The organism is Streptomyces sp. NPDC037301 (assembly GCF_055602785.1).
Map to the genome: position 1 here is coordinate 84966 of NZ_JBVJWD010000003.1, position 20392 is coordinate 105357.

The 20392-nt window shown below is 69.8% G+C and carries 13 protein-coding genes; 5 read left to right on the plus strand and 8 right to left on the minus strand.

Annotated features, from left to right (window positions below; translation table 11 throughout):
• Nucleotides 1-11: 11 nt before the first annotated feature.
• The 4 genes from nuoL to recQ all read left to right on the plus strand — a co-directional run bounded on the left by nuoL (nucleotide 12) and on the right by recQ (nucleotide 7392).
• Nucleotides 12-1907 carry an NADH-quinone oxidoreductase subunit L gene (gene nuoL / locus ACZ7IB_RS06380; protein ID WP_470909687.1) on the plus strand — a complete coding sequence of 632 codons (1896 nt, stop codon included), beginning with the start codon at nucleotides 12-14 and terminating at the stop codon, nucleotides 1905-1907.
• A 4-nt stretch (nucleotides 1908-1911) separates the two neighbouring features.
• Nucleotides 1912-3561 carry an NADH-quinone oxidoreductase subunit M gene (locus ACZ7IB_RS06385; protein WP_470909689.1) on the plus strand — a complete coding sequence of 550 codons (1650 nt, stop codon included), beginning with the start codon at nucleotides 1912-1914 and terminating at the stop codon, nucleotides 3559-3561.
• Nucleotides 3558-5222 (plus strand): NADH-quinone oxidoreductase subunit NuoN, encoded by a 1665-nt coding sequence (gene nuoN / locus ACZ7IB_RS06390; RefSeq protein ID WP_470909691.1) that lies wholly within the window; start codon nucleotides 3558-3560, stop codon nucleotides 5220-5222. The genes ACZ7IB_RS06385 and nuoN overlap by 4 nt, the downstream gene beginning before the upstream one ends.
• Before the next feature lie 154 nt (nucleotides 5223-5376).
• Nucleotides 5377-7392 (plus strand): DNA helicase RecQ, encoded by a 2016-nt coding sequence (gene recQ, locus ACZ7IB_RS06395; protein WP_470909693.1) that lies wholly within the window; start codon nucleotides 5377-5379, stop codon nucleotides 7390-7392.
• A gap of 26 nt (nucleotides 7393-7418) precedes the next feature.
• Here the strand turns inward: recQ and ACZ7IB_RS06400 are convergent, their stop codons facing one another.
• The 4 genes from ACZ7IB_RS06400 to ACZ7IB_RS06415 all read right to left on the minus strand — a co-directional run bounded on the left by ACZ7IB_RS06400 (nucleotide 7419) and on the right by ACZ7IB_RS06415 (nucleotide 13040).
• A complete protein-coding gene (locus ACZ7IB_RS06400) occupies nucleotides 7419-8027 on the minus strand; it encodes a Uma2 family endonuclease (protein WP_470909696.1) in 609 nt (202 codons plus the stop codon).
• A gap of 141 nt (nucleotides 8028-8168) precedes the next feature.
• On the minus strand, nucleotides 8169-9398 hold the full coding sequence (gene fahA / locus ACZ7IB_RS06405; RefSeq protein ID WP_470909698.1) for a fumarylacetoacetase: 1230 nt from the start codon (nucleotides 9396-9398) through the stop codon (nucleotides 8169-8171).
• 138 nt (nucleotides 9399-9536) lie between these two features.
• Complete coding sequence (locus ACZ7IB_RS06410; RefSeq protein ID WP_470909700.1) at nucleotides 9537-11531, minus strand: CocE/NonD family hydrolase; 1995 nt, start codon at nucleotides 11529-11531, stop codon at nucleotides 9537-9539.
• 9 nt (nucleotides 11532-11540) lie between these two features.
• Nucleotides 11541-13040, minus strand: coding sequence for a peptide MFS transporter (locus tag ACZ7IB_RS06415; protein ID WP_470909702.1), 1500 nt, complete (start codon nucleotides 13038-13040; stop codon nucleotides 11541-11543).
• A 156-nt stretch (nucleotides 13041-13196) separates the two neighbouring features.
• Between ACZ7IB_RS06415 and ACZ7IB_RS06420 the strand changes: the two genes are divergently transcribed.
• Nucleotides 13197-14207 carry a polyprenyl synthetase family protein gene (locus ACZ7IB_RS06420; protein ID WP_470909704.1) on the plus strand — a complete coding sequence of 337 codons (1011 nt, stop codon included), beginning with the start codon at nucleotides 13197-13199 and terminating at the stop codon, nucleotides 14205-14207.
• Nucleotides 14208-14628: 421 nt separating this feature from the next.
• Here ACZ7IB_RS06420 and ACZ7IB_RS06425 read toward each other — a convergent pair whose 3' ends face one another.
• Genes ACZ7IB_RS06425 through ACZ7IB_RS06440 form a run of 4 tightly spaced genes read right to left on the minus strand, consistent with a single transcriptional unit; the run spans nucleotide 14629 to nucleotide 20295 of the window.
• A complete protein-coding gene (locus ACZ7IB_RS06425; RefSeq protein ID WP_470909706.1) occupies nucleotides 14629-15876 on the minus strand; it encodes an NAD(P)/FAD-dependent oxidoreductase in 1248 nt (415 codons plus the stop codon).
• Nucleotides 15876-17318 carry an FAD-dependent oxidoreductase gene (locus tag ACZ7IB_RS06430; RefSeq protein WP_470909708.1) on the minus strand — a complete coding sequence of 481 codons (1443 nt, stop codon included), beginning with the start codon at nucleotides 17316-17318 and terminating at the stop codon, nucleotides 15876-15878. The genes ACZ7IB_RS06425 and ACZ7IB_RS06430 overlap by 1 nt, the downstream gene beginning before the upstream one ends.
• Nucleotides 17315-18748: an FGGY family carbohydrate kinase gene (locus ACZ7IB_RS06435; RefSeq protein WP_470909710.1), complete on the minus strand. Its 1434-nt coding sequence runs from the start codon at nucleotides 18746-18748 to the stop codon at nucleotides 17315-17317. The genes ACZ7IB_RS06430 and ACZ7IB_RS06435 overlap by 4 nt, the downstream gene beginning before the upstream one ends.
• The gene (locus ACZ7IB_RS06440; protein WP_470909713.1) at nucleotides 18745-20295 is read right to left on the minus strand and encodes an APC family permease; all 1551 of its coding nucleotides are present in this window, start codon (nucleotides 20293-20295) and stop codon (nucleotides 18745-18747) included. Before ACZ7IB_RS06440 ends, ACZ7IB_RS06435 begins: the two co-directional genes overlap by 4 nt.
• Nucleotides 20296-20392 lie beyond the last annotated feature (97 nt).

Here is a 20392-nt window from a genome sequence, read left to right on the forward strand (position 1 = left end):
GACGTTGAATCGTGGAGAACCTGATTGCGCTGCTCGTCGCGGCGCCTCTGCTCGGAGCCGCGGTCCTGCTCTGCGGCGGCCGACGGCTGGACCGCGCCGGACACTGGGTCGGCACCCTGCTCGCCGCCGTTTCCTTCGTCATCGGTGTCGTGCTCTTCCTCGACATGCTGGGGAAGGGCGCGGAGGACCGGGCGCTGCACCAGAAGCTGTTCAGCTGGATTCCGGTCGAGGGCTTCCGGGCCGATGTGGCCTTCCAGCTCGACCAGTTGTCGATGACGTTCGTGCTGCTGATCACCGGTGTGGGCACGCTGATCCACATCTACTCGATCGGTTACATGGCGCACGACGAGCGCCGGCGCCGCTTCTTCGGCTATCTGAATCTGTTCCTCGCGGCGATGCTGATCCTGGTCATCGCCGACAACTACCTGCTGCTGTACGTCGGGTGGGAGGGCGTCGGCCTGGCGTCGTACCTGCTGATCGGCTTCTGGCAGCACAAGCCCAGCGCGGCGACGGCCGCCAAGAAGGCATTCCTGGTCAACCGGGTCGGCGACATGGGCCTGTCGATCGCGATCATGCTGATGTTCACCACATTCGGCACCTTCGCCTTCGGTCCCGTCCTGGGGGCGACCGGTCAGACGAGCGAGGGCAAGCTGACGGCGATCGGCCTGATGCTGCTGCTCGCGGCCTGCGGCAAGTCGGCCCAGGTGCCGCTGCAGTCCTGGCTCGGTGACGCGATGGAGGGCCCGACCCCGGTCTCGGCCCTCATCCACGCCGCGACCATGGTGACCGCGGGTGTCTACCTCATCGTCCGGTCCGGCGCGATCTTCAACGCGGCGCCGGACGCACAGCTGGCCGTCGTGGTCGTCGGTGCGGTCACGCTGCTCTTCGGTGCGATCGTCGGTTGTGCGAAGGACGACATCAAGAAGGCCCTCGCCGGGTCGACGATGTCGCAGATCGGCTACATGATCCTGGCCGCCGGGCTCGGCCCGATCGGCTACGTCTTCGCGATCATGCACCTGGTGACGCACGGCTTCTTCAAGGCCGGGCTCTTCCTCGGCGCCGGTTCGGTCATGCACGGCATGAACGACGAGGTCGACATGCGGAAGTTCGGCGGCCTCAGGAAGTACATGCCGGTCACCTTCATCACCTTCGGCCTCGGTTATCTGGCGATCATCGGCTTCCCCGGTCTGTCCGGCTTCTTCTCCAAGGACAAGATCATCGAGGCGGCCTTCGCCAAGGGCGGCACCGAGGGCTGGATCCTCGGCTCGGTGGCCCTGCTGGGCGCCGCGATCACCGCGTTCTACATGACGCGCGTGATGCTGCTGACGTTCTTCGGCGAGAAGCGATGGCAGCCCGACGCGGAGGGGCATGAGCCGCATCCGCACGAGTCCCCGAAGTCGATGACCATCCCCATGATCATCCTGGCGTTCGGGTCGGTCTTCGCCGGAGGCCTCTTCTCCATCGGCGACCGCTTCCTGAACTGGCTGGAGCCGGTCACCGGACACAGCCACGGCCACGCCCCGGTCAGCGCCACGACCGTCACGGCAGCCACGATGGTGGTGCTCGTCATCGGCGTCGCCATCGCCTGGGCGATGTACGGACGGGGGCCGGTGCCGGTCGTCGCGCCGCGCGGCTCGCTGCTCACCCGGGCCGCCCGCCGCGATCTCCTCCAGGACGACTTCAACCATGTGGTCCTGGTCCGCGGCGGCGAGCACCTCACCCGCTCCCTGGTGTACGTCGACCACACCCTGGTCGACGGCGTCGTCAACGGCACGGCCGCCTCGATGGGCGGGCTCTCCGGCCGGCTGCGCAAACTGCAGAACGGCTACGCCCGCTCCTACGCGGTCTCGATGTTCGGCGGTACGGCGGTCGTCATCGCCGCGACCCTGCTGATGAGGGCGGTCTGATCACATGTCCTTTCCCCTCCTGACAGCGACGGCGGCGCTCCCGGCGATCGGTGCGATCGCCACCGCCGCCGTCCCGGCCGCCCGGCGCACCACCGCCAAATGGCTGGCGCTGCTCTTCTCGCTGGCCACGCTCGTACTGGCGGGCATCGCGCTCGCCCGCTTCGAGCCCGGCGGCGCCCGCTACCAGCTCACCGAATCGCACGCCTGGATCAAGGACTTCGGCGTCCGGTACGAACTGGGCGTGGACGGCATCGGGCTGGCGCTCATGGCGCTCACCGCCCTGCTGATCCCCTTCGTCATCCTGGCCGGCTGGCACGACGCCGACCCTTCCCCAAGCTCTCAACAGAGTTCGAGCAGGGGAGGCCCCAGTCCAAGCTCTCAACTCCGTTCGAGCAGGGGAGGCCCCAACGAGACCAAGCCGTATCGATGGCGGCCGACTCAGGGCTTCTTCGCCCTGATCCTGATGGTCGAAGCGATGGTGATCCTCTCCTTCGAGGCCACCGACGTCTTCCTCTTCTACATCCTGTTCGAAGCCATGCTCATCCCGATGTACTTCCTCATCGGCGGCTTCGGGGACCGGGCACACACCGGCAGCGACGAGAACGCGGCGGCGCAACGCTCCTACGCCGCCGTCAAGTTCCTCCTCTACAACCTGGTCGGCGGCCTCATCATGCTGGCCGCCGTGATCGGCCTGTACGTGGTCGCGGGGACGTTCTCGCTCTCCGAGATCGCCGAGGCCCGGGCGAGCGGCTCGCTCTCCATGGCGACCAGCACGGAGCGCTGGCTCTTCCTCGGGTTCTTCTTCGCCTTCGCGGTGAAGGCCCCGCTGTGGCCGCTGCACACCTGGCTGCCCAACGCCATGGGTGAGGCGACCTCCCCGGTCGCCGTCCTGATCACCGCGGTCGTGGACAAGGTCGGCACATTCGCGATGCTCCGCTTCTGCCTCCAGCTCTTCCCGGAGGCCAGCAAGTGGGCGACGCCGGTGATCGTCGTCCTGGCGCTGATCAGCATCGTTTACGGGGCGCTGCTCGCCGTCGGCCAGCGCGACATCAAGCGGCTGATCGCCTATGCGTCGATCTCGCACTTCGGCTTCATCATCCTGGGCATCTTCGCGATGACCAGTCAGGGCCAGTCGGGCGCCACGCTCTACATGGTCAACCACGGGATCTCGACCGCCGCGCTGATGCTGGTGGCGGGCTTCCTGATCACCCGGCGCGGTTCGCGGCTCATCGCCGACTACGGCGGGGTGCAGAAGGTGGCGCCGGTCCTGGCCGGCACCTTCCTGATCGGCGGTCTGGCCACCCTGTCGCTGCCCGGGCTCGCCCCGTTCGTCAGTGAGTTCCTGGTCCTCGTCGGCACGTTCAGCGCGTATCCGGCGGCGGGCATCATCGCCACGACCGGCATCGTGCTTGCCGCGCTGTACGTCCTCGTCCTCTACCAGCGGACGATGACCGGACCGGTGAAGGCCGGAGTCCAGGGCATGGCGGACCTCAAGGTCCGAGAGCTGGCAGTGGTCCTCCCGCTGATCGCGCTGCTGCTCTTCCTGGGGGTCTATCCGAAGCCGCTGACGGAGATCGTCAACCCGGCGGTGCAGCACACCATGTCGGACGTCCAGAAGAAGGACCCCCAGCCTGAGGTGGAGGCCGCCAAGTGAGCGCAACAGCTGTCCACAGCCTGTGGACAATGGCGGGCGGGGTGACATCGGCCGCCCCGGCCGAGAAGTTCAAGGCACCGGTCATCGAGTACGCCCAGCTGACCCCGGTCCTCATTGTGATCGGCGTCGCCGTCGTGGGCGTACTCGTCGAGGCCTTCGTTCCGCGCCGGGCCCGCTACTACACGCAGGTCTTCCTGACGGTCGTCGCCCTCGCCGCCGCGTTCGCCGCGGTCATCGGCCTGGCGGCCGGGGGATACGGCACGACGAAGGCGCACATCGCCGCGATGGGTGCCATCGCGATCGACGGGCCGACACTCTTCCTGCAGGGCACCATCCTGCTGACCTCACTGGTCGCCGTCTTCACCTTCGCCGAGCGGCGGCTCGACCCCGCCGCGCACGGCAACCACGTCGACTCGTTCGCCGCACAGGCCGCGTCGGTCCCCGGCAGCGACAGCGAGAAGGCCGCGGTCAGGGCCGGATTCACCACCACCGAGGTCTTCCCGCTGGTCCTCTTCGCGGTGGCCGGCATGCTGGTCTTCCCGGCGGCCAACGATCTGCTGACGCTCTTCGTGGCCCTGGAGGTCTTCTCCCTCCCGCTCTACCTCCTGTGCGCCGTCGCCCGCCGCAAGCGGCTGATGTCGCAGGAGGCCGCGGTGAAGTACTTCCTGCTCGGCGCCTTCTCGTCGGCGTTCCTGCTCTTCGGGATCGCCCTGCTGTACGGGTACGCGGGCTCCGTCTCGTACGCCACCATCGCGAACGTGGTCGACGGCTCCGTCACCCGGATCGACCCGGCGCTCGCCGACACCATGGGCAACGACGCGCTGCTCCTGATCGGCGGGGCGATGATCCTGACCGGTCTGCTCTTCAAGGTCGGCGCCGTCCCGTTCCACATGTGGACCCCGGACGTCTACCAGGGCGCCCCGACCCCGGTCACCGGCTTCATGGCCGCGGCCACCAAGGTCGCCGCGTTCGGTGCGCTGCTGCGTCTGCTGTACGTGGTGCTGCCGGGCCTCGCCTGGGACTGGCGCCCGGTCATGTGGGCCGTCGCGATCGTCACGATGCTGGGCGGTGCGATCGTCGCCATCACCCAGACCGACATCAAGCGGCTGCTCGCCTACTCCTCGATCGCACACGCCGGCTTTATTCTCGCCGGTGTCATCGCGACCACCCCGGACGGCATCTCGTCGGTCCTCTTCTACCTGGGCGCGTACTCCTTCGTGACGGTCGGCGCGTTCGCCGTCGTCACCCTGGTGCGCGACGCGGGCGGCGAGGCGACGCATCTGTCGAAGTGGGCCGGGCTCGGCCGGCGCTCGCCGCTGGTCGCCGCGGTCTTCGCGGTGTTCCTGCTGGCCTTCGCCGGTATCCCGCTCACCTCAGGGTTCTCCGGGAAGTTCGCCGTCTTCAAGGCTGCGGCGGACGGCGGTGCGGGCGGTCTGGTCGTGGTCGGTGTGATCTCGTCGGCGATTGCCGCGTTCTTCTACATCCGGGTCATCGTGCTGATGTTCTTCAGCGAGCCGAAGGCGGACGGCCCGACGGTCGCCGTCCCGTCCCCGCTGACGATGACGACGATCGGGGTCGGGGTCGCGGTCACGCTGGTGCTGGGCCTGGCCCCGCAGTACTTCCTGGACCTGTCGAGCCAGGCGGGAGTGTTCGTGAGGTAGCACACACGCACACAGCTGGGACAACGCCGGACGGGCCCGAGAAGTCAAGCCCGTCCGGCGTTGTCGTAGGCGGCGCCTATCGTGGCAGGGGACGGCGGCAGGACAGAACGGCACGACTTCGGGGGACAGGGCAATGGGCGCGACGGGCGGGACCATGGATGTGACCGAGAGCGACGCGCGGCAGACGCTGCACCGGGTGTTCGGGTACGAGGCGTTCCGCGGCGAGCAGGAAGTGATCGTCGATCATGTGGTGGCGGGCGGGGACGCCGTCGTGCTCATGCCGACCGGTGGCGGAAAGTCCCTCTGCTACCAGATCCCGGCCCTGGTCAGAGCCGGTACAGGCATCGTCATCTCACCCCTGATCGCCCTGATGCAGGACCAGGTGGACGCGCTGCGGGCGCTCGGTGTGCGGGCCGGCTTCATCAACTCCACGCAGGATTTCGACGAGCGCCGCTCGATGGAGGCCCAGTTCGTCGCCGGCGAGCTCGACCTGCTCTATCTGGCCCCGGAGCGGCTCCGCCTGGACACCACGCTCGGCCTGCTCTCCCGTGGCGAGATCTCCGTCTTCGCGATCGACGAGGCGCACTGCGTGGCCCAGTGGGGCCACGACTTCCGCCCGGACTATCTGGCCCTCTCCGTCCTCGGCGAGCGCTGGCCCGACGTACCGCGCATCGCCCTGACGGCCACCGCGACCAACGCCACGCACCAGGAGATCACGCAGCGCCTGGGCATGCCCGACGCGAAGCACTTCGTCGCCAGCTTCGACCGGCCCAACATCCAGTACCGGATCGTGCCGAAGGCCGACCCGAAGAAGCAGCTGCTCTCCTTCCTCAAGGAGGAGCACGCCGGGGACGCGGGCATCGTCTACTGCCTGTCACGCAACTCGACCGAGAAGACCGCCGAGTATCTCTGCCGCAACGGCATCGAGGCCGTCCCGTACCACGCCGGTCTCGACGCGGGCACGCGCGCCGTCCACCAGTCCCGCTTCCTGCGCGAGGAGGGCCTGGTCGTCGTCGCGACCATCGCCTTCGGCATGGGCATCGACAAGCCGGACGTACGCTTCGTCGCCCACCTGGACCTGCCGAAATCGGTCGAGGGCTACTACCAGGAGACCGGCCGCGCCGGGCGTGACGGGCTGCCGTCCACGGCCTGGATGGCGTACGGCCTCCAGGACGTGGTGCAGCAGCGCAAGCTCATCCAGGGCGGTGAGGGCGACGAGGCGTTCCGCCGCCGCGCGGCCTCCCACCTCGACTCGATGCTGGCCCTGTGCGAGACGGTCCAGTGCCGCCGCGCCCAGCTCCTGACGTACTTCGGCCAGGAGCCCACCGCGGCGACCTGTGGCAACTGCGACACCTGCCTCACCCCGCCCGAGACCTGGGACGGCACGGTGGTCGCGCAGAAGCTGCTGTCGACCGTCGTGCGGCTGAAGCGGGAGCGAGGGCAGAAGTTCGGTGCGGGCCAGATCATCGACATCCTGCTCGGCCGCAAGACGGCGAAGGTCATCCAGTTCGACCATGACCAGCTCTCGGTCTTCGGCATCGGCGAGGAGCTGGCCGAGGCCGAATGGCGCGGAATCGTACGGCAGTTGCTCGCCCAGGGGCTGATCGCGGTCGAGGGCGAGTACGGCACGCTGGTGCTGACCGAGGAGAGTGGCCCGGTGCTCGGCCGGGAGCGCGAGGTGCTGCTGCGCAAGGAGGCGCCGAAGCCCGCGTCGCGCTCCACGAAGGGCGAACGCAAGGCGAAGTCCCAGGCGTCCGCCGCCGAGCTGGCGCCCGAGGCCGTCCCGGTCTTCGAAGCGCTACGGGCCTGGCGCGGCGCCCAGGCGAAGGAACAGGGCGTCCCGGCGTACGTCATCTTCCACGACGCGACGCTGCGCGAGATCGCCACGGTGCGGCCGGACTCGGTGGCCGCGCTGGGCGGCATCAGCGGCCTGGGCGAGAAGAAGCTGGCGACGTACGGGGAGGGGGTGCTGGAGGTGCTCGCGTCGTTCGGGGAGGCGGGGGCGGAGGCGGTGGCCGCTCCGGCACCGGAAGCCGGATCGGCCCCGGCACCGGAACCCGGCCCCGCGCCGGCTCCGGCCTCTGTACCGGGTCCGGCCACGGCCGGTTCGTCAGCGGCTTTCGACGACCCGGAGTTCGGCTGGGACGAGGAGCCGCCCGAGTACGAGTGAGTGCGGGGCGGGTGGCGGCGCCGGGGTTACTCCGGGGCCGTCGGCCGGCGGCGCGAGACGATCGCGGTGAGGTCGAGATCGACTGGGAAGGGCGCGGAGACCTTCATCCGGTCGTGGAAGATGCCGGTGGAGGTGTAGGCACCGGTCGACGGCTCCAGCTCGAAGACGTAGACCACCGCCCGGCCGTCCTGGTTCTCCACCCGCCAGTAGTGGGGGATCCGCGCCCGCGCGTACTTCACGGGCTTGGTTTCCCGGTCCCGGGTCAGGGATTCTTCGGACACGACCTCGACCGCCAACAGCACCGTCTCGGCGGGGAACCGCGTCTGCCGCAGACTCTCGACCGCGTCCGCCCGCACGACGACCACATCGGGTTCGGGCCGGTTCTGCCAGTCGACATCGATGGTGAATTCGCGAAAGACTTCCAAGCCGAGCGGTGCGAGTGACTGCAGCTGCCACTTGAGATAGTCGATCGCACGCTCGTGGAATACGGTCTGCGGACTCACGAAAACAAGGCTCCCGTCGATCAGCTCCGTGTGCGGAGGCAGATTCGGGAGTGTGTCCAGGTCATCGGCGGTCCAGCCGCCCGCGGGCGGAATCGCCCACCTCGGCTCGTTGGCCTCGGGTTCGACGCTCATCAGTGCTCCCATGCACGGAGTCTCGCGGGTCTGTCCAGCGTATCCGCCGGGAACCGGTTCCGAACCGCGCGAACAGGTGAACCAATTGCGTGCCATTGACGGCCGCGCTCCGTCAGGGGCGCGGCCGTCGACGGGCAGGCGTCATGCGGACGGCACGATCCGTCCCGTGACCTCGCCGAGGCCGACCCGCGTGCCGTCCGGGCCCGGTGCCCAGGCCGTCATCGTCACCGTGTCGCCGTCCTCCAGGAACGTCCGCTTGCCGTCCGGGAGGTCCAGCGGGTCGCGGCCGTTCCAGGTCAGTTCCAGGAGCGAGCCGCGCTGTCCGGGCTCGGCGCCGCTGACCGTGCCGGAGCCGTACAGATCACCGGTGCGCAGCGACGCGCCGTTCACCGTCATCTGGGCCAGCATCTGGGGCGCCGTCCAGTACATGGTGGCGAACGGCGGCTCGGCGACCAGTTGTCCGTTGATCGCGACGGAGATCCGCAGGTCGAGGCCGCCGGCCTCCTCCTCGCCCGCGTCCTCCAGGTAGGGGAGCAGCGGGAAGTCGCGGGCCGGGGGTGCGATCCGGGCCGCCTCCAGGGCTTCGAGCGGCGTCACCCATGCGGATACGGACGTGGCGAAGGACTTGCCGAGGAACGGGCCCAGCGGGACGTACTCCCAGGCCTGGATGTCCCGTGCCGACCAGTCGTTGAGCAGGCAGAGCCCGAAGACATGGTCGCGGAAGTCGCCGAGCGGGACCGGACGGCCCTGCTCGGAGCCCACTCCGACGACGAAGCCGACCTCGGCCTCGATGTCGAGCTTGATGGAAGGACCGAAGACGGGGGCCGCGTCGGCGGGCGCCTTGCGCTGGCCGGACGGGCGCACCACATCCGTGCCGGAGACGACGACGGTGCCGGACCTGCCGTGGTAGCCGATCGGGAGGTGCTTCCAGTTGGGCGTCAGCGCGTCACCGTTCGGCCGGAAGATCTTTCCGACGTTGGTGGCGTGGTTCTCGCTCGCGTAGAAGTCGACGTAGTCCGCGACCTCGTACGGCAGATGGAGCGTCACGGACCCGACCGGGTGCAGCAGCGGTTCGATGTCCACGCGGTGTGCCGGGACCGTCACCCACGCGGTCAGCGCCCGTCGGACGTCCCGCCAGGCGGTGCGGCCGGCGGCCAGCAGCGCGGTCAGGTCCGGCTGGGCGAGAAGCTGCGCGTAGGGCGATCCGAGTGCGTGTGCCGCCGCTCCGGCGTCCAGTACGTGGCTGCCGATGCGGACGCCGACCCGGCGGTCCTCGGGGTGGTCGGGGGTGGAGAACACGCCGTACGGAAGGTTGTGCGGACCGAAGGGGTCGCCCTCGGCCAGATCGAGCGGGCTGCTCTGCTCGGGCATGTGTTGCTGCCTCGCTTTCCAGGTCGCTTGGGGGACACGTTACGTCGGTGTCGCTACCCCGCGGGAGTGTCCCAACTGCTCCTCATGCCCGGAAAGTTCCGCCGCGCCCCCTGCTGTACGGGGGGCACGGCGGTGGGTTCACCCGGCCGTGCGCGGGATCCGCTTCTCCCAGGTCCGGTGGAAGACGACCTCGCCGCCGTCCTTGCACAGCACCTCGTCGGACGTGATGAAGTCGGTGTCATCTGCACTGATTTCGGACCGGGTCTCGATCCGTACGTCCCACGCCATCTCCGGCCGGTGCAGCCGGATCGACCAGTCGGAGCGGGTACGTGCGGAGAGCGGGTCGTTCTCCTGGATCGTGTACGTCTCCACGGCGTCCTCGGTGAATTCCAGGCCGTCCGGGTAGACGCGGGTGCCGCCGTAGCGCGGGTCGACCTCCAGCCGCCATTCGCCCTTGGCGACATCGCGGACCACCAGGCGCTCGGGGCGCTGTTCGTCGAGCGTCACCGGGTGGACGACGCCGAGCGGCTCCGACTGCTCCGGCTCCTCGAACCGGATCGCAGGGTCCTCGGTGTGCCGGCGCACCGGCAGTTCGACGAAGCTGGCGTCGGCGTCCAGGGTGAAGCCGACCGACCCGGCCTGCGGCCAGATCCACGGCCAGTACGAGGAGGAGACCGCGAGCCTGATCCGGTGGCCGGGCGGGAAGGTGTGCCCGATGCCGTTCAGGTCGAAGGTCACGTCCTCGGTCCCGCCCACCGGCCAGTCGTCCGCACGGTCGCGGCCGTGCCGTGCGGAGAGGTTGAGCGCGCCGCGGGTCACCAGGGTGGAGGAGCCGTCCGGCGCGACGTCGCAGAGCCGGGCGATCGCCTGGCCCCGCGGCACGTCCATCCGGATGCGCAGCTTCACCCGGGGGCGGCCCAGGATCTCGATCGGGGCGTCCTCGACCGGGAACTCGAAGCAGACCGACTTGGCGTCCTCGTCGCGCTGGTCGGGTGGCAGGTCGGCGTCGTTGCCGAACGGGAAGAAGCGCCCGGCGTCCAGACCGGTCTGCTGGGGCGAGTCGACGATCTGCGGACCGCCCTGGAGGGCGTACGCGACCGGCGCGATGTTCTCCGAGGGCCAACTGGTCTCACCGGCCCAGCGGCCGGGCAATGTCTCGTACACCGTGGCGGGCCGGTGGGACTCGCTGATCCAGGACCGCAGCAGGGGCTCGGCCATGATGCCGGTGTCCTTGTCCTTCAGGTGCTGGTCCCACCAGCGCAGCGTCTCCTGGAGGAAGCCGATCGCCGGACCGGGCGGCAGACCCCGGTCGGGGTACTGGTGCGACCAGGGACCGATCAGCCCGCGGACCTTGTCCGGGCCGAGGTGTTCGACGAGTCGCAGGACGGTGTCGCGGTACGGGTCGTGCCAGCCGCCCACCGCGAGGACGTTCGCTGTGATCGCGGAGTAGTCCTCGCAGACGCTGCCGTGCTTCCAGTAGTCGTCGCGGGTCTGGTGCGCCAGCCAGGTGTGGATGAATGGTTCGACCGTTTCCAGCCGATTCAGCCACATGTCCTTCCAGCCCTCGCCGACCTGTGCCGGATCCGGCGGCCGGGCGACGAAGGCCAGCATGGTGGCCGCCCAGGCGTGCATGTCGACGGCGAGGACCGAGCCGCCCATGTAGTGGACGTCGTTGTCGTAGCGGTCGTCGGTCGAGCAGACGGTGACGACGGCCTTCAGCGGCTCGGGGGCCAGCGCCGCGATCTGGAGCGAGTTGAAGCCGCCCCAGGAGATGCCGAACATGCCGACCCGGCCGGAGCACCATTCCTGCTCGGCCAGCCAGTGGATGACGGCGACCCCGTCGGCCAGCTCCGTCGCGTCGTACTCGTCGCCCGGCATCCCCTCGCTGTTGCCGTGTCCGCGTACGTCCACCCGGACGGAGGCGTAGCCGTGGCCCGCGTACCAGGGGTGGCGCTGCCAGTCCCGCGGTGCCGTCCAGTCGCTCAGCCGGTACGGCAGATATTCGAGGAGCGCGGGGACGGGTTCGTCGGTGAGGGGCCGCCAGATCCGGGCGTAGAGCCGGGTGCCGTCCGGCAGCGGAATGTAGACGTCCTCACGGGTGGTGTCATACGGATACGTGGTGCGGATGTGCATGGCGGTACCTCAGTGGACGGGGTGCATGGTGCGCTTGAGCCAGGGTGCGGCGGCGATGACGGCCACACCGGCCACCACCGCGATTGCGCCATTGACACCGAAGTAGGCGGGGTTGGAGACCTCGCCGTACAGCTTCACGATTTGGGCCTGGATGCCGTTGGCGAGGGCCAGCGAGAGGAACCAGAGCGCCATGGTCTGGCTGGCGAACGCCTTGGGCGCGAGCTTCGTGGTCGCGGACATGCCGGAGGTCTCCAGCAGGATGTCGCCGAGGCCGAGCAGCAGATACGAGCCGACGATCCACCAGGCGGCCATCTTGTAGGTGTCACCGGAGTGCCCGGAGGTCGGCAGCACCATCAGCAGGAACGACAGTCCGCCGAGGATCACTCCGATCGCGATCTTGTTGGAGGCGTGCGGCTGACGCGGGCCCATCCGGGCCCAGACGGCGGCGACCACCGGGGCGAGCGCGACCTCGAAGGCGCCGAGTGCGGAGGCGTACCAGCTCGCCGGGAAGTGGAAGCCGAGGATCTCGGTACGGGCGTTGGTCGACGCGAGCAGAATCATCGTCGAGTACGCCTGGAAGAGGATGAAGTTGAAGACGACGGAGGCCAGGAACAGCACCACGTACGGGCGCAGCCTGCCGCGTTCCTCGCTGGTGACCCGCGGGCTGCGGAACATCACCACGAAGTACACGACCGGTGCGATCACCGAGACGATGGTGAGCAGGTCGACGAAACGGTCCATGGTCAGCCACCCCGCAAGAGCCAGCGCGGTGGCGGCGGCGGCGACCACGACGGCACCGGCCACGATCAGCCGGACGGCGCGGCGCATCGGCTCCGGAGCCAGCGCGAATTCGGCGCTGTGCTTTCGCCCGGCCAGGTGACGCCTGCCCAGTACGTACTGGATCAGCCCGAGCGTCATACCGAAGGCGGCCGCCGAGAAGCCCCAGTGCCAGCTCGCATGGTCCCCGAGCCAGCCGGTGACCAGCGGGCCGAGGAACGCCCCGATGTTGATGCCCATGTAGTAGAGCGCGAAGCCGGCGTCGCGGCGCTCGTCGTCGGTGCGGTAGAGCTTGCCGACCATGGTCGCCACATTGGGCTTGAGCAGACCGGTTCCGGCGCTGATCAGACCGAGGCCGGTCCACGTCATGGCGTCGGTGGGCACCGCCATGGCGTAATGCCCGCACGCGATGAGAATTCCGCCGTACAGGACGGCGCGGTACGAGCCGAGGATCCGGTCGGCCAGCCAGCCGCCGGCCACGGAGACCAGGTAGACGAGGGTGCCGTAGGCGGCGGAGACGGACGCCGCGGTGCCCGCCTCCATGCCCATGCCGCCGCGGGCGACGGTGTCGGCGAAGTAGAGGACCAGGATCGCCTGCATGCCGAGGAACGAGAACCGTTCCCAGACCTCCAGGCCGGAGAGGGTCATCAGACCCCGTGGCTGGCCGAAAAAGGCATGGTCGTCGCCGGGCGGCGGCTGGGTCGGTTCGGTGTCGGTAGCCGTGTGGGACAAAGGGAGAACTCCTGATCGTATGAGCTGATCCCGAACATACCGGCGGTGGCGGGAAGCCGCCCACAGTGATCGAAAGGGGACCGGATACGCTGACTTGAGTGATGACAGCGACACATCGACATTCCGTGTGATCGTCAGCAGACAGGAGATCCCCTCGTGACCGTCGTCGGGCCGTTCGGACTGAGCGTGCGGGACCACGCTCTTGAGGCCGATGTCCAGGCCGGTTTGGCTGCTGTCGAGTCGGGGCTGCTCGACGCCACCAAGAGCGGCGTGCCCTTCATCACGGAGGCCGCACAGCATCTCGTACGCGCCGGGGGCAAGCGATTCCGGCCGCTGCTGGCCATACTGGCCGCCCAGTTCGGCGACCCCGACGCGCCTGGCGTCGTGCCCGCTGCCGTCGTCGTCGAGCTGACCCATCTCGCGACGCTCTACCACGACGACGTGATGGACGAGGCGGACGTACGCCGTGGCGTCGACAGCGCCAACACCCGCTGGGGCAACTCGGTGGCCGTGCTGACCGGCGACTTCCTCTTCGCCCGCGCCTCGCACATACTGGCCGACCTCGGTCCGGAGGCCGTGCGCATCCAGGCGGAGGCGTTCGAGCGGCTGGTCACCGGCCAGATCCTGGAGACCGCGGGCCCGGGCGACGGGCGCGACCCGGTCGAGCACTACCTCGAAGTGATGCGCGGCAAGACCGGCTCGCTGGTCGCCGTGGCCTGCCGGTTCGGCGCGATGACGGCCGGCGCGGACGAGTCGGCCGTCGACGTCCTCACCCAGTACGGGGAACGGCTCGGCGTCGCCTTCCAGCTCGTCGACGATGTGCTCGACATCGCCTCCGACTCCCACGAGTCCGGCAAGACCCCGGGCACCGACCTGCGCGAAGGCATCCCGACGCTCCCCGTGCTCCATCTGCGGGCCCGGGCCGCGGCCGACGGCAAGCCGGACGACCTGGAACTGGTCGAGCTGCTCGACGGCGACCTGAGCGATGACACCCGGCACGCCGAGGCGCTGCGCAGGCTGCGCGCGCACCCGGCGCTGGAGCAGGCCCGACGGGACGCCATTTGGTACGCGCAGGAGGCGCGTACGACGCTGGCGCCGCTGCCCGCGGGCTACGCGAAGGCCGCGCTGGAGGAGCTGTGCGACGCCGTGGTGCACCGGGCGGGCTGAGCCCGTCCCCGCCTTCGGTGCGCTGCTTTCGCGGTGGTCCGGTGGCCGGGTGAGCTCCGAGGCCGATCGTGTTGTTCACCGGCCAGGGACGTGGTCCGGAGGCGCTTTCGGCCGTACCGGATTCGGGCCGGTGGCGCCTCGCCCGTCTCGGGCCGGCGCCCGGCGGGTCCCGCCGGTATGACCCGCCCGGAAGAGGGCGCCCCTGGCGCCGCATCCCGGGCACGTCCGTACCTCGGCCTCGGCCCGGCTGGACTTCCCGCTGTTGCCCGAGGCACGGTGCACCGGGGGCTGCGGGTTCTGTCGCCCCAGGTGCGCCGAGGGCGTACGCGGTCCTGACCGACGGTCATCCGCAGATGTCCCGGGCGGCAACCGGGACGGGCCCGCACCCGGGCACGTTCGTGCCCCGGGTGCGGGCCGCTCGTCAGCGCAGGCCGATGGTGACCGGGCCGCCCTGGGCGCTGAGGCCCTTCATCACGGACCACGGCACGCGGAAGACGCGGCCGGGCGCGGCGGGCCAGGGCAGGGTCCGTTCCGATACGACCCGCCCGTTCTGGCGGACGATCACGTGCGGGAACCGGATGGACCGGTCCGTCCACAGCAGCAGGCGCCCACGCGGGGGAGCCGGGTCACCCGGGCGCAGCAGCCCCGGTGCCACCCAGCGCAGCGGCGCCTCGGCGAGGATGCGCAGGCCCGGGGCAGGCTCGCCGGCCCCGGTCAGCCATGCCTCGACCTGGTCCGCGACGTGCAGGCCGTCAAGGGCTGCGACGTCGGCGGTGTCGACCGGGTGGAGGAGGTTGCCCGCGGCGAAGACGCCGGGGCGGCTGGTCCGCAGGGCGGTGTCGGTCAGCGGGCCGAGGGTTCCCGGGTCCAGGTCGAGGCCGCCGCTGCGGACGAGTTCGTGGTCGGGGATCCAGTCTCCGGTGAAGACCACGGTGTCGCAGGCGACGGTGCGCCGGGCGTGGGTGTCGAGATTCTCGATCTCGACGGCCTCGACCCGGCCCTTGCCGATGATGCGGGTGACCCGGCTGCGGTTGGCGACGGGAACGCGCAGCAGGGCGCGGCCGGCGACGTTGAAAGCTGCGTACGACTCCGTCCTGGGGTACTGGCTGACCATCAGCTCGGTGGCGCAGCCGGCTTCGCGGAGGGTGACGGCGGCGGACCAGCTGACCAGTTCCCCTCCGACGATGACGGCCCGGCTGCCGACCTCGCTGTGGTGGAGGTGGACGGCGTTCTGCAGCTGCCCGGTGGTGTAGACGCCCTGCGGCCGGTCGCCGGGGATGCGCCGGGCCGCGCGGGGCCGTTCGCGTGCGCCGGTGGCGAGCACGACGGCCTTGGCGTCCACACGCAGCCGCCCCTGCGGACCGGTGACCTCCACGGCCCGGTCGCCCGCCCAGTGGGTGACCATGGTCTCGGTGCGGATGGTGGCCCCGGCCGAAGTGGCCTGTTCGACGAGGTGGCGTGCGTACTTCGGGCCGGTCATGACCCGGCGCAGGTCCCGCAGACCGTATCCGGTGTGGTCGCTGTGGCGGGGGATGCCTCCGGCGTCCTTCTCCCGGTCGAGCACCAGGACCTCGCCGCGGATGCGGGGTGCGAGGGAGGCGGCAGCCGTGAGCCCGGCGGGGCCGCCCCCGATGATCAGGACGTCCGGTGTGAGTGTGGTGGTGGTCATCAGGAGTTCACCTCGGGCCGCGCCGGCGCGGCGGCAGGGCCGCCGCAACCGTTTTCGTTCAGGAGTCGGTTGACAGCCGCGCCGCAGAAGAAGCCCTGGCAGCGGCCGTTCATGGCCCGGGTGCGGCGGCGCAGGCCCTCCAGGTTGCGTGCGGGCAGGGGCGACTGGAAGGCGTCGCGGATCTCACCGGCGGTGACACGCTCGCAGAAGCAGACGACCTTGCCGTACTCGGGATCGGCGGCGATGCGGTCGGCGTCCTGGTAGGGACGTACGGTCGCCTCGCCGATGTTGGCCATCTGCGGAGGGCCGGGCAGGTCGGTGCGTGCGGTGAGGACGAGTCCGGCCTCTTCGAGCACCTCGTGGACGTGCTCGGCGATGGCCATGCCGGAGGTCAACCCGGTCGAGCGGATTCCGCCGACGAGGAGGTACCGCTGCGAGGGGGTGGGCTCGATGAGAAAGTCCCCGCGGTCGATGGCGGCCCGCAGCCCCGCGTAGGAAGCGGTCACCTCCTCGGCGAGCAGCCGGGGCATGAGGCGCTCGCCCTTGTCCAGCAGGAAGGCGAATCCGTCCTCGGACGTTCCGGTCGCGGTGCGGTCGGTGAGGTCCTCCGAGGTGGGCCCCAGCATGACGTTGCCGTAGATGGTGGGAGAGATGAGCACCCCCTTGCCCCGGGACGTGGGAACCGGCAGGACGATCTTGTCGACCAGTGGGCGAGCGAGCTTGTCGAAGACGAACAGTTCACCGCGGCGCGGGGTGACGGTGAACCGCTCGTGGCCGAAGAGCCGGTCGATGCGGTCGGCGCCGAGGCCCGCCGCGTTGACCACCCAACGGGCCTGTACGGAGCCGCCCGTGGTGGTCAGCGTGGTGGACCGGGTGTTCACCGACACCGCGGTGACGGCGTGGTTGAGCAGGACCTCGGCGCCGCGCTGCCTCGCGTCGGTGGCCAGGGCCAGGTTCGTGGTCCAGGTGCAGATGATCGACTCGTCGGGGACGGTGAGTCCGCCGAGCGCTCCCTCGCCGAGGGATGGGATCAGCTCGTAGACCTCGTCGGCGCCGACGATCCGGCACCGGTCGTAACCGTTCTGCTCGGCCTTCTCCTTGAGGCCGGGCAGGGCGGCCAGCTCCTCCGCGTTCCACGCGACGAGGATCGCGCCCGTGTGCTCGACCGGGATGCCGGTCGAGCGGGCGTACTCCGACAGCAGGTGATATCCGCGCTTGACGAGCCTGGACTCCAGCGTGCCCGGCTTCGCGTCGAATCCGGTGTGCAGGATCGCGGTGTTCGCCTTGCTGGTTCCGTCGCCGACGTCGTCGCGCGCCTCGACGAGCGCGACCGACAGCTGATGGCCGGACAGGTCGCGGGCGATTGCCGAGCCGACGATGCCTGCGCCGATGACGACGACGTCGTAGACATGGTTCGGCTCGTGCGGTGTGGTGTCGGTCATCCGAGTTCTCCCTTGCGGGCGGTGGCCTCGGCGGCCGCCGCCCATGTACTGCGGTAGTGCGCGGCCCGGTCGGCCGACCAGACCGGTTCGTAGACGGTGACCGGCTTCCAGTCACCGACGGCTTCCGCCAGGTCCATGCCCGGGGTGAGGGCCAGCCTGGCCAGCGCGGCCGCGCCGAGCGGGGTGGCGTGCGAGGACGGGTAGATGTCGACAGGCACCTGGGCCAGATCGGCCTGGGCCTGCATCAGGGTGCGGCTGCGGGTCAGCCCGCCGTCCGCGCGCAGCCGGCTGAGCGGCGTACCGAGGTCGGACTCGACCAGGCCGCACAGGGCGGCGACCTGGGCGGCGATGCCCTGCAGCACGGCGAGGACCAGGTGCTCCCTGCCGGTGGCCAGGGTCATCCCGGTGAATGTGGCGGTTGCGTCGGGACGCCACCACGGTGCCGCGAGGCCCGCCAGGGCCGGTACGCACAGGGTGCCGTCGGACTCCTTCGCCGCTACGGCATCCAGTTCGCTCGCGGACCCGATGAATCCCAGGTCCCGGATCCAGCGGACGGCCGACGCCGCCGTGTACACCTGGCCATCCACGCAGTACGGCGTCTGCGCCGCGGTCCGCCAGGCCACCGAGGAGGTGAGCCCGGCCCGTGAACGCAGGGCGGTGTCACCGGTGTTGGCCAGCAGGAACGCTCCTGTGCCATAGGTGCACTTCGCGGTTCCCCGCTCCAGGCAGCCCTCGGCGAGCAGCGCTGCCTGCTGATCGACGATCAGGCCCGCGACCGGCACCTCGCGTCCGAAGGCACCGGTCGTGCCGATGACCTCGTCGCAGCCCACGATCCGCGGCAGCTTCTCGGCGCCCAGACCGAACAGATCCAGCAGCTCCGGGTCCCAGGAGACATTGTCGAGGTCCATCAGCAGCGACCGGCTCGCGGTCGAGGCATCGGTGACGTACTCGCCGGTCAGCTGGTGCAGCAGCCATGTGTCGGTGGTCGTCACCACCCCTTCGGCGGTGACGTGTCGTCGCAGCCAGGCCATCTTCGGCGCCGAGAAGTACGAGTCGAGCACGAGCCCACTGCGCCGGGCCACCCACGGGGCGTGCTCGGCCAGACCGGTGCAGATCGTTTCCGCCCTGCGGTCCTGCCAGACGATCGCCGGGGACAGCGGGGCGCCGGTGTGCGGGTCCCAGGCAAGTACGGTCTCGCCCTGGTTGGCCAGGGCCACCGCGCCGACGGGCCGGCCCGAGGCGGCGACGGCGCGCCGCCCGGCGGTGAGGACCGAGTCGAGCAGTTCTTGCGGGTCCTGTTCGACGCCCCCGCCGACGAGGTAGGCCGGCCGCAGCTCCTCCTCGGCGATGGCGATGGTCCCGCCTCGCTCGTCGACCACGATCGCCTTCGTACCGGAGGTGCCCTGGTCGATGGCCAGAATGGTGCTCATCGGTTGCTTTCCTTGGCGGTCGTGCCCACCGCGCCCGGCGCAGCGGGGTCTGCGGTGACGTCGAGGGTCTCGTCGATGTTGATCATGTCGGGCATCGACATGCCGGACACGCCGCGCCGGACCAGCAGACAAGCGAGGTAGGCGGCCCCGAGGGCGAAGAGGACGAGGACGTAGAGCCAGGGGTCGCGGAACGACTGGTCACGGAAGATGAGGAGTTCGTATCCCAGCCACACGGAGGCGACCACGATGACCGGTATCTCCCAGCGGCCGAGGGAGAAACCCTGCGTCGGCGGCAGCGACTTCCGCTTGACGATGTACATGAGCACCGTGCCGGCGTAGATGATGGCGGGCAGCAGAGTGGCGGCGGAGAAGAGCGAGAACAGAGCGTCGGTCGAGCCGGAGAAGCAGGCGAGGATCAGCTGCGCGACGACGAAGATGAACAGCGTGGCATTCAGCGGGGTGCCACGGGAGGGACTGACCTTGCGCAGCGCCTGCCACCCGGGGAAGCGCTCGTCGCGGGACATCGCCCACACCAGCCGGGTGCCGCTCATGGTGATGACCAGACCGCAGGAGAAGATCGAGACCACGACGAGGACCAGGAGCGCCTTGCCGATTGCCGATCCGAGCACGGCGGTGATCACGGTCGCCACGGGGGTGGCGGACCGGGCGAGCTTCGCGGGGTCGTCGATGAGGGCGGTGATGGCTACGAGGAACAGGAACCCGAGGACGCCGAGGGAGAGCACGGCCTGGGCCATGGCCTTGGGGATCACACGTGCCGGGTCCTTGGTCTCCTCCGCCAGGTTGGCTGCGGACTCGAACCCGACGATGGTGAAGGCGCCCAGGAGGAACGCGAGGGCGAACGGACCCGCCTCGGTGGCGGTGCCCAGGCCGTAGTAGCCGTCGTTCGCGGCCGGCGCGGCGCTGAACAGCGTGGAGAAGTCGAGCTTGCCAGCGAACGCCCCGACGACGAAGAGCAGCACGGTCAACGAGATCATGCCGACGAGCTGCACGGTCACGGCGACCTTGTTGACCCGGTGTGTCAGATGCGTCGAGGCGGCTACGAGAATCGCCTGGAGCAGGATGACGACGGCGGTGATCGCCCAGGCGTTCTGGGCCGTTCCCCGGTACTGGAGAAGCTCCGGCAGGATTGTCGCGGCGACGGTGTAGTCCACCGCGACCACCACGACTCCGAGGAAGGAGAACGAGATCCAGCCCATGACCCAGCCCCAGACCGGGTTCACCAGCCGGGAAACCCACTGGTAAGCGTATCCGTTGATGGGGATGCGGGCGGCGAGGGCGCCGAAGACGAGCGCGATGGACAGCTGGCCGATGACGCTGATCGGCCAGGCGAAGATACCGCGCGGGCCCGAGCTGTTCAGCACGGAGCCGTAGGTCGTGAAGATGCCCGTGGCGATCGAGACGAAGCCGAAGGCCATGGCGAAAGAGGCGTACCGGCTCAGCTCCCGGCGCATCTCCTGCTTGTAGCCGGAGCCCGGCGCGGACGATGGGTCGTCACCTTGTACGACATCGGTGTTTGTCGTGGCCATGGCGATGCTGTCCTTTCAAGAAACTACCGCTCGCTACAGAAACTGCCGTTCGTTGCATGGGGCGGGTCTCACGCGGAGACGTCGCCGAGAGGAGATC

What these genes read in the sequence shown, in the direction of transcription:
- ACZ7IB_RS06435 (WP_470909710.1), bottom strand. Translation starts at nt 18,748, where the DNA reads ATGAGCACCATTCTGGCCATCGACCAGGGCACCTCCGGTACGAAGGCG.
- ACZ7IB_RS06400 (WP_470909696.1), bottom strand. Translation starts at nt 8,027, where the DNA reads ATGAGCGTCGAACCCGAGGCCAACGAGCCGAGGTGGGCGATTCCGCCC.
- ACZ7IB_RS06425 (WP_470909706.1), bottom strand. Translation starts at nt 15,876, where the DNA reads ATGACCACCACCACACTCACACCGGACGTCCTGATCATCGGGGGCGGC.
- fahA (WP_470909698.1), bottom strand. Translation starts at nt 9,398, where the DNA reads ATGCCCGAGCAGAGCAGCCCGCTCGATCTGGCCGAGGGCGACCCCTTC.
- ACZ7IB_RS06440 (WP_470909713.1), bottom strand. Translation starts at nt 20,295, where the DNA reads ATGGCCACGACAAACACCGATGTCGTACAAGGTGACGACCCATCGTCC.
- recQ (WP_470909693.1), top strand. Translation starts at nt 5,377, where the DNA reads ATGGATGTGACCGAGAGCGACGCGCGGCAGACGCTGCACCGGGTGTTC.
- ACZ7IB_RS06385 (WP_470909689.1), top strand. Translation starts at nt 1,912, where the DNA reads ATGTCCTTTCCCCTCCTGACAGCGACGGCGGCGCTCCCGGCGATCGGT.
- ACZ7IB_RS06430 (WP_470909708.1), bottom strand. Translation starts at nt 17,318, where the DNA reads ATGACCGACACCACACCGCACGAGCCGAACCATGTCTACGACGTCGTC.
- ACZ7IB_RS06410 (WP_470909700.1), bottom strand. Translation starts at nt 11,531, where the DNA reads ATGCACATCCGCACCACGTATCCGTATGACACCACCCGTGAGGACGTC.